Annotated in this window: 14 protein-coding genes; 4 read left to right on the top strand and 10 right to left on the bottom strand. The window is 52.4% G+C overall.

Translation table 11 applies throughout. The features are described from left to right. Window positions 1–101: 101 nt before the first annotated feature. A complete protein-coding gene (locus IEW09_RS17155) occupies window positions 102–3,566 on the bottom strand; it encodes a TonB-dependent receptor (RefSeq protein WP_229739405.1) in 3,465 nt (1,154 codons plus the stop codon). A gap of 484 nt (window positions 3,567–4,050) precedes the next feature. On the opposite strand from IEW09_RS17155, the gene IEW09_RS17150 reads away from it, so the two are divergent. Continuing rightward, window positions 4,051–4,362, top strand: a complete 312-nt coding sequence (locus IEW09_RS17150; protein ID WP_188555486.1) for a hypothetical protein — start codon at window positions 4,051–4,053, stop codon at window positions 4,360–4,362. Window positions 4,363–4,820: 458 nt separating this feature from the next. Here the strand turns inward: IEW09_RS17150 and IEW09_RS17145 are convergent, their stop codons facing one another. Beyond that, a complete protein-coding gene (locus IEW09_RS17145) occupies window positions 4,821–6,272 on the bottom strand; it encodes a hypothetical protein (RefSeq protein ID WP_188555485.1) in 1,452 nt (483 codons plus the stop codon). Beyond that, window positions 6,269–7,906, bottom strand: a complete 1,638-nt coding sequence (locus IEW09_RS17140; protein WP_188555484.1) for a VPA1262 family N-terminal domain-containing protein — start codon at window positions 7,904–7,906, stop codon at window positions 6,269–6,271. Before IEW09_RS17140 ends, IEW09_RS17145 begins: the two co-directional genes overlap by 4 nt. Window positions 7,907–8,020: 114 nt before the next feature. Between IEW09_RS17140 and IEW09_RS17135 the strand changes: the two genes are divergently transcribed. After that, complete coding sequence (locus IEW09_RS17135) at window positions 8,021–8,899, top strand: hypothetical protein (RefSeq protein ID WP_188555483.1); 879 nt, start codon at window positions 8,021–8,023, stop codon at window positions 8,897–8,899. A gap of 18 nt (window positions 8,900–8,917) precedes the next feature. Here IEW09_RS17135 and IEW09_RS17130 read toward each other — a convergent pair whose 3' ends face one another. From IEW09_RS17130 to IEW09_RS17110, 5 genes are all read right to left on the bottom strand, one after another. Beyond that, window positions 8,918–9,751, bottom strand: a complete 834-nt coding sequence (locus tag IEW09_RS17130) for a hypothetical protein (RefSeq protein WP_188555482.1) — start codon at window positions 9,749–9,751, stop codon at window positions 8,918–8,920. A 56-nt stretch (window positions 9,752–9,807) separates the two neighbouring features. After that, window positions 9,808–10,707 (bottom strand): hypothetical protein, encoded by a 900-nt coding sequence (locus tag IEW09_RS17125; RefSeq protein WP_188555481.1) that lies wholly within the window; start codon window positions 10,705–10,707, stop codon window positions 9,808–9,810. Continuing rightward, window positions 10,683–11,030: an alpha/beta fold hydrolase gene (locus IEW09_RS18910; protein WP_188555480.1), complete on the bottom strand. Its 348-nt coding sequence runs from the start codon at window positions 11,028–11,030 to the stop codon at window positions 10,683–10,685. Before IEW09_RS18910 ends, IEW09_RS17125 begins: the two co-directional genes overlap by 25 nt. A gap of 418 nt (window positions 11,031–11,448) precedes the next feature. Further along, window positions 11,449–12,696 carry a type II toxin-antitoxin system HipA family toxin gene (locus IEW09_RS17115; RefSeq protein WP_188555479.1) on the bottom strand — a complete coding sequence of 416 codons (1,248 nt, stop codon included), beginning with the start codon at window positions 12,694–12,696 and terminating at the stop codon, window positions 11,449–11,451. After that, a complete protein-coding gene (locus IEW09_RS17110; protein ID WP_188555478.1) occupies window positions 12,674–12,991 on the bottom strand; it encodes a helix-turn-helix domain-containing protein in 318 nt (105 codons plus the stop codon). Before IEW09_RS17110 ends, IEW09_RS17115 begins: the two co-directional genes overlap by 23 nt. Window positions 12,992–13,288: 297 nt before the next feature. Here IEW09_RS17110 and IEW09_RS17105 point away from each other — a divergent pair, with 297 nt between their 5' ends. Both IEW09_RS17105 and IEW09_RS17100 read left to right on the top strand, forming a co-directional pair. Further along, window positions 13,289–13,558 carry a hypothetical protein gene (locus IEW09_RS17105; RefSeq protein ID WP_188555477.1) on the top strand — a complete coding sequence of 90 codons (270 nt, stop codon included), beginning with the start codon at window positions 13,289–13,291 and terminating at the stop codon, window positions 13,556–13,558. Then, window positions 13,548–14,669, top strand: a complete 1,122-nt coding sequence (locus IEW09_RS17100) for a tyrosine-type recombinase/integrase (protein ID WP_188555476.1) — start codon at window positions 13,548–13,550, stop codon at window positions 14,667–14,669. Before IEW09_RS17105 ends, IEW09_RS17100 begins: the two co-directional genes overlap by 11 nt. 69 nt (window positions 14,670–14,738) lie before the next feature. Here IEW09_RS17100 and IEW09_RS17095 read toward each other — a convergent pair whose 3' ends face one another. Both IEW09_RS17095 and IEW09_RS17090 read right to left on the bottom strand, forming a co-directional pair. After that, window positions 14,739–15,185, bottom strand: coding sequence for a DNA polymerase Y subunit UmuC family protein (locus IEW09_RS17095; RefSeq protein ID WP_188555475.1), 447 nt, complete (start codon window positions 15,183–15,185; stop codon window positions 14,739–14,741). A 155-nt stretch (window positions 15,186–15,340) separates the two neighbouring features. Further along, window positions 15,341–16,468 (bottom strand): DUF3800 domain-containing protein, encoded by a 1,128-nt coding sequence (locus IEW09_RS17090; RefSeq protein ID WP_229739404.1) that lies wholly within the window; start codon window positions 16,466–16,468, stop codon window positions 15,341–15,343. Between the last annotated feature and the right edge of the window lie 17 nt (window positions 16,469–16,485).

Here is a 16,485-nt window from a genome sequence, read left to right as displayed (position 1 = left end):
GCGAGGAGACTGAAGCGGGTTATTGTTTTGATCTGTAACTCCGCCGCATACATAAAACGGCTGCGGCGAAATCTCAGGTTGCTCTTTCTATAAGCTGCGGGTTAGAAGTTGAACTTGATCGACCCTTGAAAGAGCCTGGCGTTGGTATTAGCTGCGAGGCCCGAGATCTGGCCAAAGGTGGATGAGGAGAGACCTGCGGTTGGAGTACCGAAGATGGGGTGGTTCAGTACGTTGAAAGCTTCCAGCCGGAAGGTTGCGTTCAGCCTCTCGTAGATGGGGAAGATACGGGAGACCTGCGCGTCGAACTGGAAGGCCGTAGGTCCGCGGAAGGCATTTCTGCTGATGTTTCCGTAGGTGCCGTATCCGGAGCAGGTCAAGGGTGTAGCACCGGATGGGCAGACCTGAGAGAAGGCGGCAACATTCAGATAACCGCGATTCGCCGAGCCGGTTCCAGAACGGAGAGCCTGGTGCGTGTAGACGGAGGTTCCGGAGACGAGGTTGGGGCGGTCGTTGCCGACGTCGGTGTAGGAGTTATCGACGCCGGAGGTGACGTTGAAGGGCGCGCCGCTGGTGATGTGGACCAATGGCGCGAACTCCCAACCGTTTGCCGCAAGCCGGGTGAGGCGATTGGCAAAGTGGAAGTCGCTCTTGGTGACGAGAACGATATTTTCTACGTTGCGATAGTCAGAGCCGCAGGGGCCGTAGTCCATACCGGGATTGGCTGGGTTTTCAACGCTACCGCCAGCGTAATCGCCAGAGGCATCGTTGATGTTCATGCACTTGGACCATGTGTAGTTGGCCATGAGACTGAAGGTAGAAGAGAGGCGATGCTGAATAGAGGCGATAAGGCCGTTGTAGTTGGCCATGCTGGTGTCTGCAACGAGGTTAGAACCGCCGCCGCCGCCCGCATACTGATTTCCCTGAGCGGGATTTTGGATAGTGAGAGAGAAGCGCTGAGCCTGGTTCGCCGTTGTGGAGCAGGGTGTTCCGGCTTTGCCCGCGGGCTTGCCTGCAGGGCCGGTCAGGACAACGCCGGTGCAGCCGGTGCCATTTGCACCCCAGACTCCGGGAATAAAGACGGCCGCACTAAGCGGTGTACCCATGGGAGCGTGTACGGTATGGCTGCCAATGTACTGGAGCTGAGCCTGCCAGTCGTGAGCAAACTGATGCTGCACGCTGGCTGTCCACTGCTCGGTATAGGAGGGGTGGAATTGTTTGGGCAGCACGATGTACTGGGACTGGGCAAAGAACTGAGCGGTAGCAGGATTGGGGATGACGGGCTGCGGGAATGGGTTGGTTGTGGTCTGACCAACAGACCAGGGGCTGCTGAAGCTCATAGGGCCTGAGGTGCTGGTTTGGGTCTGGCTGATCGCTGTGGCAAAGGGTGGGTTCTGCTGATTTCTCTGCGCGGTGAAGAAGTTGACCTGATCGTAGGCCATCTCAAAACCGGCACGCAAAACGGTATTGCCGTTGCCAGTGGGATCATACGATACGCCGATGTTGGGAGAGAACTGCCAGGGAGAGTTCTTGGTGAACTGCCGTGAGACGCCCTTGTCTCCATAGAAGAAGGCTCCAGCCGGAGCGTTGGGATAGACAGAGCTGACCTGGCCGGCGAGGAAGGCTGCCATGTTGAAGACGATGCCGCGATTGAAGTAATCAACAGGCATAAAGGACGGAGCCCAGCGGAGCCCGCCAACGAGTGTCAGGCGGCTGGTGGCGTGATACGTGTCCTGAGCATAGAGACTGGGGATCGGTCCACGCAGGGCATTCTGCTGTTCTTTGCTCTGCTGGAAGGAGTACATGGCTCCCTGGAGGAAGTCGAGGTTTGCGTCACCAATCGACGATCCGCCGTTGGGTCCGTTCGAGCTATAGACACCCTGGAAGGTGAAGACTCCGTTGCCCTCGTAGACGTTGGCGATATTGAGTTGGTTCTGAACCCACTGACCTCCGAAGACAAGCTGGTGTTTGCCGCGCACCATCGTGACATCGTCGTCGATGGCAAGTGTGTTGTCGTTGAAGTGAGAGACGGAATTAGTGCCGCCGCCGATCGTAAATTTGTTGGTTGTCGTTAGCTGAAGACCGTTGGGTTGATATTGATAGAGATTGACACCCAGCGTGGTGGCGTTGATGTCGCTTGCGTTATATCCACGATTGTTGCGACGACGCAGGATAGTAGCGTGAGCCGTGTTTACGATGTTGCTGCTGATGGTGTAAGCCTCGCCCATGGTGAAGCTCTGGACGCGCTGCAGGTTTCCAGACTGGGTGGTGATGAGAATGTTGGTTGGAGAGAAGAATGCCGGGGCCTGATAGCCGTCGATGAAGTAGCGAGCGTAGAAATTGTTCTTTTGATTGATGGTGTAGTCGACGCGGGTAACAAACTGGTTGTCGGAGGTTTGAGACGGGATGGCGTAGGAGACATCACCGCAATTGCCAGTGTCATAGGAAGGATCGATTGCGGGCAAATATTTCTCAAGTGCGAGAGCCTGCGCATTGTAGGCGGGCGCGCTGGGATATTTGTTGCCTGGGAGTGCCGCTCCTGTAAGAGGATCGACGAGCTGGGTGTAGACGGTGTTGCAGGAGCCTGCGGGAGTTTTGCTGCCTACTGGGTGAGCTGCGGTAGCGACCGGATCGGTAACGGAAAAATCTCCGGCGAGGTTGGCAGCCGTGGGGATGATGGCTTTGGTTGCGGCCTGAGACTGAGAGGCTGAGGTTCGCTGATAGGCGGCGAAAGCAAAGAGCTTGTTCTTGAGGATAGGACCGCCGAAGGTACCGCCGTACTGATTCTGATGCAGGGTATCTTTCGTGGTGGAGAAGAAGTTGGTGGCGTCGAGGTAGTTATTGCGGATGAACTCAAAGGCAGAGCCGTGGAAGGTATTCGTTCCCGAGTGGGTAACGACGTTGACCATTCCGCCGGTGTGCATACCGTCCTGCGCGCCAAGCCCCGCAGCTTCTACGCTGAACTGACTGACAGCATCAGGGAAAGGAAACGGCAGGTTGCCATTGGCCATATAGTCGTTGTTATCACCGCCATCGAGTCGCCACATCGTGGTATTGCCCATACCGCCCGCGATGGAGATGGAGATGGTCTGATAAGAGTATTTGCTACCGGTGAAGTCACCCGCTGGGGCCGCGGTCGAGCCTCCGGAGAGAGTGATGAGGCCAGTCATCTGGCGTCCATTGAGAGGCATCTCGGTCATCGTCTGACTGTCGATGGTCTGCTTGAAGGTAGTGTCTTCCGTCTGGAGAGCGAGACCGTTGGACCGGACCTCGACCTTCTCGTCGGTGGCGCCTACCGTCATCTTTACATTGACAGAGATGCTGCTGCCGACTTCGAGGACGATGTGGGTCTGGGTATAGCTCTGGAAACCGGCGTTAGTGACGCCAAGGGTATATGTGCCGACCGGAATATTGGGAAAGGTGTACAGACCACTATTGGCCGTATTGGCCGTGCGCTGAATGTGAGTCGCGTTATCGGTGAGCGTAACGGCCGCGTTGGCAATGACGGCGCCGGTTGCGTCTGTGACTGTGCCCTGCAAGCTCGCGGTTCCAGCGTTCTGAGCACTCACAAAGGGCAAATTACATAGGAAAAGTGCGGCAAAAATGGTCAGTGAAGCGATCCCGTGAAACGCCAGGTTTCGGTACTTTCGGCTTAGCATCGATCTGTCCTCGCAAAACAAATTAGGAGAAATATAGTTTCTAAATACTTATTGACAACCTAAAAGTGGTACTACCAGATGCGGGAAGGAATATAAGTCGCTTGAGAGCGAGTGTCAATAGAAATCGTTTCGCCGAAATTATTAATTCAATTCATTGGGAAGGAATGCGGGCGGAATTGGATTGCCAAATAGGGGCAGTACCACCTCTATAGCTTGGATGGGAAACAGGTTCGCCGAGGAAGAATCTAGTTGCTTTTCTGGCGCAAAACTGCATTGCCGGTGCTTTTGATATGGAGATAGGAATCGGACTTCCATGCGGGGCCTCAAAGGTAGATACCGTTTGAGTAAGGCCGACCGCCGGAATTAATAAACAGACTGATAAACAAGCCTGTAAGTGATTGAATCAATGGTCGGGGCGGAGGGATTCGAAGGCTCCTACACCCGTGATCGCTATGCCGTTTTCTTTGTGAGATTTGACTGCAAAACCACTCAATTTGAAGGGTTTGCCGGATTTCTCAAGCGTACCCTTCTGTCCCGGATTTTCTCACCAATAGACAGTTTTTTGCAAGATTTTCGTATCACTTCGTATCACCAAAGGGGGCAAAGTCGGGGCGGAGGGAGTTTGCCTTCAGCCCCGAAAAGTGACTCAAAAGCACAGAAGGATAAATGGGTTGATCCGGTAGCCTTGGTGGATAATCCGGTATAAACCGGCATATTAGCCGGTAAATGTGGGTGACGAGAAGCGCGTCTCGTTTTGCTGATAGGGCTACATTTGACCTCTACCGTGACAGTTACGCTAACTGGTTGTATCTAAATGATTTCATGGGCGCTGATGGCTAACGACAGCACCCTTGAGCACTCAAAAACACTGGGAAAAACGCAAATTCCAATTTTCAGCACCCTCGCGAGCACCCTCAAGAGATCAGGGTGATGAGAGCTTGACCTCTGCCGTGCATAGGCTGAGAGGTCTATCTGGACAGAGGTCTAAGAGTTCTGCTGTTTATTCGAATTTCGAGGGTATGGAAGGGCCATAAGCACCCTCCTGCTATAGCAAATGTAGTGACTTCAGTGGCTTAGGAAGTCGATTGTTTCCGCACTCATGTTGGGATCTGTTCGGCTTTTAGCGCTGCGCAAAAGATTCCCAGCTCATGCTGCGAGGCATTGTTAGGAATCACCTTTGACGCTGTAACGAAGCGACGCATACAAGGTAGCGCACACGTCGGGCCGATAGCTTGCGCTCCCCATCAACCAGCCTTGTTGACTTGATGGGTCAGTTGCGTGTGCATAGGGCTGGAAACGAGACATGAGTCGGTTCCGCGTCGTATAAAGATCCACAGCGGTCGTGAACCATCTAGTTTCGAGTGAAGCCAATTCACTCTCGATACGCACCAGCTCTGCCCTAGAAATACCTGTTTCGTCACATTCCTTCAGGTAGCCCACAACAGCATAGTCCAACTCGGATAGAGTCGGCTCCATAAGACTTTCCCCAACTCCATCGAAAGTCCAATTCTTCCACCGATCAAATGCTCTCATCCAGAGTCTTTGCCTGCGCTCCGCGCTAGAGCCCTTTCGAAAGATGTCCAGACACATTGCGACCAGTTGGCGATCTGGCATGTTGCATGGAGCGGACAACTTTACGCAGTCCACGTACGCGTCCAAAGCAGCTTCCGGAGCTGTAGTGAGGGCTGCCCCTATTGTTGGTTGAAGAGCTGGGTACGCCGAAGGCTGTTCACTGTAGAGCTGAACAAATGTTCGCCAAGCTGGTTGGTCGAGTGCAATCCGCTCCAAGAGAACCTTCAAAGAACGAGCTTCCTCTGTAGAAAAAGGTTGATTCCGCGGCCTCTGGTCGAACGTGGTATCGATGGCCATCAACCGAAGCAATTGATTGTCGCTCTGGCCGGCAAGATTGAACGCCTGCTCGACCGTGAGGGCGTTGAGTATTTGCGGGATAAAAGCAAGAGTTCGAATCCCTGCTGTAGCAGTCACTAATACAGCTTGGTCGTGCCTGTAGAGGTAACGCACAGCCTCGGTGATGATTGAGTTCTGCTGGGCAAGGTAAACCGTCCGTCGCCGGATCTGTAGCAGCGCCTTCCAGTCAGCTGCTGACTCCGCGTTGTTGATTTGAGCCAGCGTTGCATCTCGTGCTTCAGCATCGCCCCTCGAATCCTCAACATTGGTTTCGATTCTGATCGACGCTATTAACTTCTGGAGTCTCTGAATCAACTCCGCGTTGAAGAGGACATCGTGATCAAGCAGAAACCATGCATTACTATCCCATGGGCACGATTGGATGATCGCGATAAGAGCTGCAAGTCGATTGAGCTTTGGATCGCCCGCCGATGACCATCCCCGAAACTGCTCGATGAGCCAGCGCAGCACCCCTATTCCGCGGAGCGTTTCCTCTTGCGACGGCGGTGGTTGATTTGGAAGGAGTGCTTTGAAAAATGGAAACTCCTCGTGCAGCGATTCGAATACGACTCTCCTTTGATCCAAATCCATCAAAGAACGATTGGCATCAACCTGACCGTCAAGAGTCCGCAGCAAGGCTTCCGGCGGTAGAACATCACCGGTGTCTAAGGCATTTGAAATCGCATCTTGGAACTCCGCTAACCTCATGGGACTCTCCAAATCAAGTGCTCAGGCCCAGTCAGTTGGTTCCAAAGCTCTAAGAAGGCGTCCATGATGGCCTGTCCGTTGTCGACCTGCTGCAGGATGTGATGTTCTTTGCCGAGACCGTTGACTGAAGTCCCAAGTGACCAAACAAGTGTTTGCCGACGTTGGGTCCGGGGAAAAATAAGAAACCGATCGTGGAATATCGTGCCGTGCGAAGCATATCGTCTCCGAAATTCCAGCCGAAGGCCTTCAAGGTTGCTTCGTGCCTCTGTAAACACGCGCCGTTGGCGCGTGACGAAGTCTTCCGGCGAAGCAGACGACTCGTCCTCAGGTGGTTCTTTACCTGACGTCAACCCGCGTAGATCAACTCCATGTCGATGGCAAAAGAATAGTGTCTCCAGGATATCGTTGGCGCTCAGGAACGGATCCCATAGCCATGCGCCAGCTTCTCCATGGTCATTTATCAACTTTCTGATGTCTTGCAGAGCCCGGACTCTATCCGCTTGAGCTGCACTTGGATCCTTTGCATACTGAACAAATCGACGCTGTTCGAGGAGTCGCGATATCTCTTCGTCGTACACTCGTCCCTGGGTGAAACCGCCGTTTGGGTCCATGTATGGCGCTCCAACCATCATGGCTTGATGGGTGATGATCGCGACCTTCTTTTCTGTTTCCTGTCCAGAGTCGTCCTTTAGAACAAAGGTTCGAGTTTGATTCAATACAAGGTTGATGTTCATTGGAACGGCGGACAAGTAGTCAAAATCACCTGTTGCCGCAAGCAATGTTCCGATTCCCGGTTCCGATATCGTTGCCCTATAATGTCCTTCACTCGAAGTAAGATAAATATCGATTTCTGGCCCCGTCACTCTCACGGAGTTAAATGAAGAAACGAATCCATCGGAATTGCGTTCGCAGGTGACCATGAGGTCCCGCGGAGAAGCCTTGGGATGCCAGCCGATCTTTAGCTTGAGTCCGTTGCTCGGCCTCATCTGGTTGAACCTGGAGGTTATGACGGTCACTGGCAACTGAAGGATAATATTGCCGAGGCGATCTGACAGTGCGCCGATCCGGATGGGCACAACTTCATTCACTCGATCCGAGAGCTCCTGGAGTCTCGTAGGATCGTCGAACAAAGGGCGCACGAGATCCTTCTTGGGATCGGCCCACTCCAGCACATGCGATCCATCCCAGAAGTTGTTCTTGAGCACCCGATTGAGAGGTGCAAAGTTGATTCGGTCTGAAGGGACTAGCTTCGATGGCAGGGGTGTCATCGAGCCAATACTCAGATCGTTGCCAGATGCCCGCCAGACTTGGCGCGATGCGATATCAGCAATGATCGCATCAAGCTCTGCGATTGGCCGGGAATAACGTACGATCCCAAACTTCCAATCCTTGAGGCTCCTGAGCTCGATACGGCCTGACAGGAAGCGACATCCTTCGGTGATCTCCTGCGTCGTCTCCTCGGCCACGGCGATTGTAAATACGTTGATCGGGGTCTTCGCACCATTTGCGAACGCTACTATCTCCGTCACGTCAAAGAAGTTGTAGAAGCCAATCGTTCCTGGAACCAGCAACCGTGATAATTCATCCAGATTTCCGCCGTTCAGCGTCTTCGCGTCTTGATTCTCAACTTGCATGCGATCGTTTCATCTCTTTGCGGCGGCAATCCTTGATGTTAGTCCGGAAAGCCTTTTTAGAATACCCTCTCAAATTACGATTCAGCTAGGATTCCAAGAACGAGGACGGAAGCGATGTACAGAGAAGATTATGAAGGCGTACATGATTCTGAAAGCGATCAGATTCGAGATGTGTACGCGTACTATGGGTTGGCTATGTACATGGCCCAGAATCTTGAACGTGGACTGGCGATGTTGTTGGCGCTTGAAAGACAGAAGGAAGGCATGACAGCATGGGACTTCGATGCGCGACTTGCCGAGAACTACCAGTCAACATTCGGCGATCTCGTATCAAGATTCTTGAAGTCTCCTTTGGCAGCTTCTTCGGGGTTATCCGCTCACTTGCAGAGAGCGAACGAACAGAGGAACGACCTTGCACACCAGTATTTCTGGGATCGAGGTATTCAGTTCGTCTCGCCTGAAGGGCGATTGGCAATGATCGCCGAACTCCGCCAAATGAAGACCGAGTTCGAACGTCTGGACGACGATCTGCAGGCTTTTCAGGAAGCTGATCTCAAGGCCCGAGGCGAAGACATCCACGGTTTTCGATCACGCGTTAACGCAAGTCTCCACGGCTACTTGAGCGGAAGTGCGATCCCACATTCCCCAGAGCTTCTCCCGAACAAAGTGACCGTGGTAGCTGCTGAGGAGTGGTGTTCCACGCCGGACAGACCCGGAAATCTTGTACTCATTTCGAGGGAAGGACGGTTCCTCGTTCCGGGTGGGTGGGGCCTCTGCTACGGCCCGCCAACGATTCCAAATGGTTCGGTTGCCCGACCTCTTGCTTTTGATAGAGCGTTTCCCGCAGAACTGAACCCAAGGCCAAAAACCAGCTCTTCCTGGAACTACGGCATCCCTCTTGCAAATGGTTACGTGCTGCGTGCTCAAACTCTACCGGGATTGGAAATAGGACAGTTTCGCGTTTGGATTCAGCCGCCGCAACCAAACACGTAGCGGCAAATCAATCGCCGATCACGGCGCTGTTTTTCGTTTGCTGTGCCTAAGAGAATCTTGCGACTCAATATAATTGCCGGCGAACGGCATTGACGGGCTATTCCATTTCGGAGAACGATGAGGCTTTGGGGTCTCCGGGCGAGTTCGTAGACTCCGGAGGACCGATGGGGCAGTCTGTTTTTCTTTCCTAGTCACGCAAACTGCGTCATCCAGCGGCAACAGTGCAGACGACAATTCGATGGCGCAAAGCGCCAGTGAAAAATGCATCGCTGGGTAAGCGAATTCTGTGTAGGTTTCATCGAATATACGATGGACTTTATCGTGGTTGATCCATCGAAAGTTCTGCACCCCTGCGAACACACCCTCCACTGCTGCTACCACTTCCTTTAGAACTTTGTTGTACTTCGGTTCCTTTGCATGAGTCACGCCGGCGATGAAAATCAGCCCAACGATCGATGTGCCAGGCCAACATCTTTCTGCATTGACCATTTGTGTCCTCAGGCCTTTAAGAATGGACTCAGGCTTCTCATCTGCACGAATGAGCTTGTTTTCGACAATCGTTCCCACGGCTAGTTCCCGGTCGGCAGGCAGAATTGCAGCCATATCCGGGATCTTGGAGGGCCTTCCTTTGCCCAGCTTTGCGTTGAGCGCTTTCGCAATCGTCCCGTGAGACAGTTCGCCCCAATACGTGAGCGGTCCCTCTTTCGAAATCTTTCTCTCCGCCAAAGCGGCGAAGCATTCGGCACTGAACCATGTCTCGCGCTTTGGCCCGCTAAGGATACCTGCTGTATGGGCGCGCCTCTTGTAGAAGTACGACTCAATTGTTTTGACGATTTTCTTCGTCTTCGGCATTTCAGAGCTCCGTGGCTTACCTCGACAGATTATTGCTGAGGGCTGGTAGATGCCGGTCACTGGAGCGAATCAACACCTGAGTCGCGCTCTGCGAGCTGCCACGCTTCTGAACAGGACGAAGAAATCCAGTGTTGAATTGCGGTCAATGCGTTTTGATCCTCGTATGTGGAGCTATGTTTCAGTTGTTGTGAGTCTTTGGCCACAATCTGATGCACCATCCACTCCCCCGCTGGAACAGACTCAACGGTCACCTCATAGAATGCAGCCATCAATGCTGCATCACGCCCCAGGGGTATTGCAGCAAACAAAATGATCAGGACCAGTAAGGGTGTCAAGCACGCAAAACCAATCAGTGGAACCGCATCCATCAAATTTAAAATCGGGAAGAGGACAAAAAACGCCATCGGAAGAACTAGAGCTATAGCAAGTACCGCCGAGGCGATATGGCCGAGCGGCTGGAATATGATGAGCAACATGGCGCACAGAGCTGAGAGCAGTGCACAGAAAATCTTGGCGTAGGGCCGCCTAATGCCGACGAAATAGCGTTGGCATGATTCCGCAAGACCGTGTATCACGGACACTATCTTCGTGTATAGGCGCATAAGAGTCGTCAGAAGCCACCCTCCGAATTGAAATGCGGATATCGCCATCGCGGCCTCATCCCCTGTCGACCGAACAATGAATAGATTCGCATCAATAGGGACATTCACCGTGAATGCGTCGGCTACCGCGTCTGCTCGTTTGATCCAGCGTCCGAGGATGTATGCAACGAAGAGGAAAAACGGAATTCCTGAATAAAGCGGGAAGGGCCCGTAGTGATTGATGTCGTGGAACGCGAGGTAGAACAAGTATACCCAGAATGCGGCGACCCCAAGCCCAACACCCAGTTGCAGCGTAGCAACTTCACGGTTGTCTCCGAAGTTCCTCGGTCCTACGTGAAAGAATGGTGTCGACAAACAAATAACACCGACTCTATCAAACAGATCAGCGGCCCTACCGCTTTCAATGCAACGTTTCCACCGTGACTGTGGCCGATAACATAATGGCGCGCACCAGGGTTAGCATCGATAAGCTTCCGCAATTGTTCAGCAAGATTTGCGGCAGCGGAATTCCGAGCAGACGCGGAGTTCTTACCTGACCATCGAAAGACGTTCGTCACAAGTGGTTGGGGAAGCCGCGCCAGGAGTTCAGATGACAGTTTTGAACTCGGCTCTACCCATGCGGCGTTGGTAGCCCAAGTTCCATGAACGAGAGTGACAACAGTTTTGGCTGATTGCATCGGGTCGACTATCGCTTAGACGAAAGGAAATATCGAGATTATAGGGCCTTCCGTCTCTAGGTTTCCGTCGAACGGAATCTATCAACATCTCCCCGACTACATACCAGCCTGAGCCGAACAACAGTCAGACCGAGAGTATAAGTACCGCTGTGTCGGCTTGTGGTAACGAATAGACTCTGCTCACGTCTGCCCGCCGCTCTTTTCTCTGAGTGGTCTCCGCACCCTTCCGCACCCTTGCAATCAATTCGACCGGTGCCAGAGCTATATGAATAAACAGTTTGTTAGGATGTGTGACACAGACCTCTGCCGAGCCCCGCGAGGTCTCAGGATCGGTCCTGAGGGATCGGCTTATTCTCCCTGATCTGGATCTCAACTGGCGATAACAAAGCAATGCGCTCGTCGAAAAGAGGTACCCAAATCACCGCGCCACAAGGGGGACCGATTTCATGTGGGCCGTTATCAGGCGACGGGTCTTCTGATCCAGCGGAAGTTCTTTCTGGAATCTTGGCCAGAGTTCCATGATTTTCTCTATGGTCTCGCGGGCGGTTTCGAGCACGAGCTTGCTCGGAACCTGTGCTTTTCGTGCAAAGCGTTCCATCAATGCCCAATCCAATCGGCTGATGGCCTTCTCTTTGGCGATAGACAAGGCTAGACGATCATCTGCGATATAGCACACGGTAGACACGAAATCGTAGGCTGGAGCGAGTTGCGGCGTGCGGCCGTCAGGGTAGATAAGAGACCAGTTCTTCAAGTGCATGTCATTGTTTCCGATGACTACATTGAAGATGAGCCTTCTGACGAACTCGGTGAACTGTGTCTCATCCGTCAGACGCCATAGATCGGCAGCCATATTGGTGTAGCTGTAGTCCTTATATTTGGCTTCGGGAAACTGCCCGTATATCTGGTTGAAATCCTCGATATGGATACGTTTTCCCTTCGCACCGCGATCAAATCGCCTGATGTAATAGGCACTCCCCTTCAACTGCCTCCATTGTTCTGGAACGCCATCAATCCGGTCCATAGGGAGCAGGCCCACCTCGGGCACCTGTATACCTACTTCGCGAGCGAACTGCATCATGGAGTATTCGTTTTCAGGCAGGTTTGGATATGCCGCGGACGGCAGTTTTACTATCCAATGTTCGCCTTGCCTAGAAGCAGGGACAGAGAGTTGCCGGTTCGGATTGCCGACAGCCGAGAGCTTCAACTGGACGCCGGCGAGTGAAAATCGCAGGACATCCTTGCCGACCTTTGTGCGAGCTTCGGTGGGAGTGCCCTGGGCTGGCGGAAGTGCGCGGCCTTCGATGTCTTGAACAGTGACTGCCCCGGGCAGGTCATTGCCGAGAAGCCATAGCAGAAAGAACTCTCTTTGCGCGTTCACATCGCCATGCTCGGCAATATATTGCCGCAACTGTCCTTCCGGAAGAAGATTGGAAAAGAATGGTGGCAGCCGGCGCGTCACTGGCCGAACGTCGGTTCGGAGCTCTCGGAATGCGTCATAGAAACTCAAGCTCAGAACAGGCCGATTCTCGTCGGCGATATAAGCCGCATCGAAGACAAAAAGATTCTGGTCGTTGGGCAGATTCGTAATCGTGCCAACAACGGTCCCCGAGAGACGCACCTCCAAGACGGAAGGCCGACTGGCGCTAATAGCTTTCTTCGTCGGCATCTTCCGGCACTCCTCCTACCAGAGATGGGCTGCTTTCGGAAGGCACTTTTGAATGGCCTCCATCGGCCGCATGTTCGATCAGTGCTCGCACGGCTGGCACAAGACGTTTGGGAATGAGCATGGGCTCGAGACCTAAAACACGCGCCATCTCCAGTAAAGTAGACACACGCAGATCGCCGCCGCGTTCGATTCTGGAGATGGAGCTTTGCGGTTGGCCGATACGCTTACCCAGGTCGCCCTGGGTAAGGCTCCTGGCCTCACGAGCCTGCCGGATCTGATCTTGAATATATTCCATGCGATATACCCATTAGAAATATATCATATAACATATATATCCCGGCAAATCCCGAAGGACAGTCAAGCACACAAGCCGGTCTAATCCGAATTAGACGAGCTCTAAATCCGGATTGGACGCTCCTCTGTGCCATCGTCGACATCGACCGTCACCAGGGGAGGTTCCTGTTGGCCCAATTGCCGAGCTGAGCATAGGCGTCTAGGAGGTGCTTTTTGATTCTCGTTAACAAGGAGTCCCTGAGCGCGCCCTACGTATTCTGTAGAACGCTGCTTCATGCAGCGAAAGGAATGCGCATTCTTGGCTATCAGAAAGAAAACGAATAAATTGCAAGAGAAATTGCTCCAAACGTCATCAAATGAACCCGTCGGTCGACGGCTTTTCAATGCAGAAGAAACGGCCCAGTATCTGGAAATCAAAGCTTCAACGATCTACAAAAAGAGCCTGCGGGAGATCTCCTTCGTCAAGATTGGCCATGCGTTGCAGTTCGATGTGAAGGCACTGAAGTGTTACATCGAGCAAAACACGATTGGGGCCATTAATTGGAAGGAAACCACACGTGTGTATTAGTAAATTGTCCGATGGCCTATACAAAATTCGCTGGCGAGAAGGTGGTCGCCAGCGGAGTCTACGAGTCCACGGCTGCCGTGAATTGGCGAAGAAGATTCTTCGCAAGAAGCTGTCACTTAGGGACGAAAATCGACACCTCGATATCAAGAAGGAAGTGAATTATCAGATGTCGGAGTTGATAGATCAATATTGGCTGCACTTTGGGCGTAAAAAGATTTCAGCAGACCGCGAAAAGAGCATTGTCGAAGGTATCAGATCTGAGCTGGGTCGTATGTTCGTGCGAGAGGTTGATGGCTATGCGGTGCAACGCTGGTATGAAAACCTGACAGGAAAGCGCGGTTTGGCAGATAATACCGCTGCACGCCACTTCAATGTTATGCGCCACATGATGCAGAAGGCTTCGACAATATGGTCTAAACAGACCGGGATCGATAAGAATCCGGCTAGTTTGATCGAGGTAAACCGTCCAGATGATTCACGGGAGCGATTTCTCTCAGAAGATGAACTTTGTCGGTTGAAAATAGCTTTGGATGAAAAAGTGTTCCGAAAGGGCAGCAAAGACTTCAATCAGACCTACCTCCGTATGAGACTTATCGTGTTGATTGCCCTATCGACAGGCATGCGATCAGGTGAAATTCATCAGCTCTATTGGTCGGACGTGATGTATAGCGCAGGATTAATAAAGGTTCGGTTGAAGCTGAAAAAGGGCAGAGAGCGGTATGTCCCTATGACATCTCAGCTTGCAGAAGAGATTCGGCAATATCCCAAATCAATCGGTGAAAACCGAGTTTTTCCACCCAAAGGCGGTGTGGCGAGCCGGCGTCAGCGTCTGGATGGGAGCTTCTCTGAGATGCTCGATAGGGCGAAGATCTCCGATTTCCGGTTTCATGATCTGCGCCACACCTTCGCGTCCTGGTACATGATGAATGGTGGAGATCTTTACGAACTTGCTAAGATCCTCGGTCATGCCAATATCAAGATGACTGAGCGTTACGCCAAGCTCGGACAGAGCCATATTGCAAAGACAGTTAAAGTCGCGAGTCAAATCTGGAATCTTATGAAAGGGGCGCAAGAAGAGAATAATAAAGAAGGTGGAGAATATGCTGCCTGATTATTATTGGTAGTGCATCTCGATTTTATTGTCGCCTTAAGGGTGACAATAAGTCCGGCAGATCCTCGATTAGAAAATCGAGTTCCGTGCGTTCGACGAGGTCCGCTTCAAAGCTCGCTTCGAGTGGCTCCATGTGATGTGGTCATGTGCCGCAGGCCAGCGCATGGAGCTTCTTCCCTGTTCCAGCCGTGAGATCAGATCGGATTCAACGAGCGATGCCAGCTCGCCGTATGTGCGAACATCCCATGACTTGACGGTTTCGATATGAGGTGGTTCAAGGGGCAATACGCTCAGTGGCAGAGGAGCTAGCGTGCAGGCCTCTTCTCCTTGACGCACGACCGTCGTCCCCGACCATCCCCACGAAAGACAACCGGCAGCATGAAAATTCTCAGCGACGGCCACTTTAACGATGAACCCTGCAGTCATCACCCTCTGGCGCAGCTTCATTGCAAGTTGTTCCGCGCATCCATAGATCGCATTCATGCCACGGATATCGAGGGCAAATGCGCGTTTCATCAAGGTATTTTCGACCTGTAATCGGATTGCGACGGCAGCTTTCATGTTCGCTTTATATTCGCCCAAAACAGGGAGCGTCATCCCTCCGATTGCACCCCGATGGCACATGCTTTTTTAAATCAGTAACTTATAGAAATAAAAAGTCTCAAAATTAGTCAACCTGCGTAGCGCCCATCGGAAAACTGCAGAAATAGGTCTAGCTTGTCCGTATCGTGGACACTCGCAACATGATGGAGGAACGCAACATTAGTGTCGTGGGAAGAGGAAATGAGGTCTCGTAGAAGGCTCACGTTTTCTAAGCAAGTTCCAGACAATCCATCGCGTGCTTGGGCTACCTCTTCTCGCGAAGCTTCTGTTAGATAGCTGTGGAGCTTCCCCAATACACCGACCAGGACATCGGCGAGTTGTATGCCCGCTTCGTCTTTCGAGTCTGCAAACCGGTAATTTGTCGCTGGCTTATCTCCACACATGAGAGGCGATCTTTTGAAGGCTTCTTGAACTGAGTTCTCCGTGTCGAGTATGTGATCAGAACGTCGGAACAGCGCGATGCGGTTTAGATAGAAGGCGCTGAAATTCTCAATGAGCAGGTTCCGGGGATTCCCCTCAATGAAAGCCAGTTCATCGAGTGATCGTCCCATCTGCAGAACACCTTTAAGCATGAAGTAATTGAATTCCGGCAGACAAGACTCGCTACACTCCAGGAATTCAAGAAGGTCGCGTAGGAATGGGATTCGGTTTTCGGCGGACAGGCCTGGGTAGCCATATTGATGAAATAGGGCGGCGGTCGCCCTCAGGTTGTTTCGGAAGACTGCTGTTAGATCGCTCTTCAGGAGTGCATGGTAGTGAAGCAGCATCGCATGGTCGCTTTTCGCAAGTATCGAGTCGACGATGTCGACGACCGACCAGTAAAGGGGATCCAATTCGTGATAGTGGATGATGAAGCCATCGTCTCGAATCCAGCGCAAGAAGATCGCCAGCTTTTCAGACTTCAACAATTCAACAAACTCGCCTTTCGCGACATGAGCAAGCTTCAACTCGCAAACATTCTTCTGAATGTTCATCGCCTGTCGCAAGGTCGAAATATCAATAGCGCGGACCTTACCCTCGTGCGCGATGCCTCCTAATATGAAGATCTTTGGCGAAGCGACATTGAAGCCATCCTCGTCCACATACAGCTTGCGGACATTGTTTGTCTCATCGTAGTAGAAGGTGTAAACGGAATCAGTCTGCCCAAGATGGTGAAACCGTATCTGACCATCACGTAATTCATCGAGATCTATCAAATGCGCCTCGTGCGCCG

It is taken from the genome of Edaphobacter dinghuensis (assembly GCF_014640335.1).
In the GTDB taxonomy this organism is placed as follows: domain Bacteria; phylum Acidobacteriota; class Terriglobia; order Terriglobales; family Acidobacteriaceae; genus Edaphobacter; species Edaphobacter dinghuensis.
Note: the sequence above shows the minus strand (reverse complement) of the source record. Positions and strands in the feature narration are given on the sequence as shown.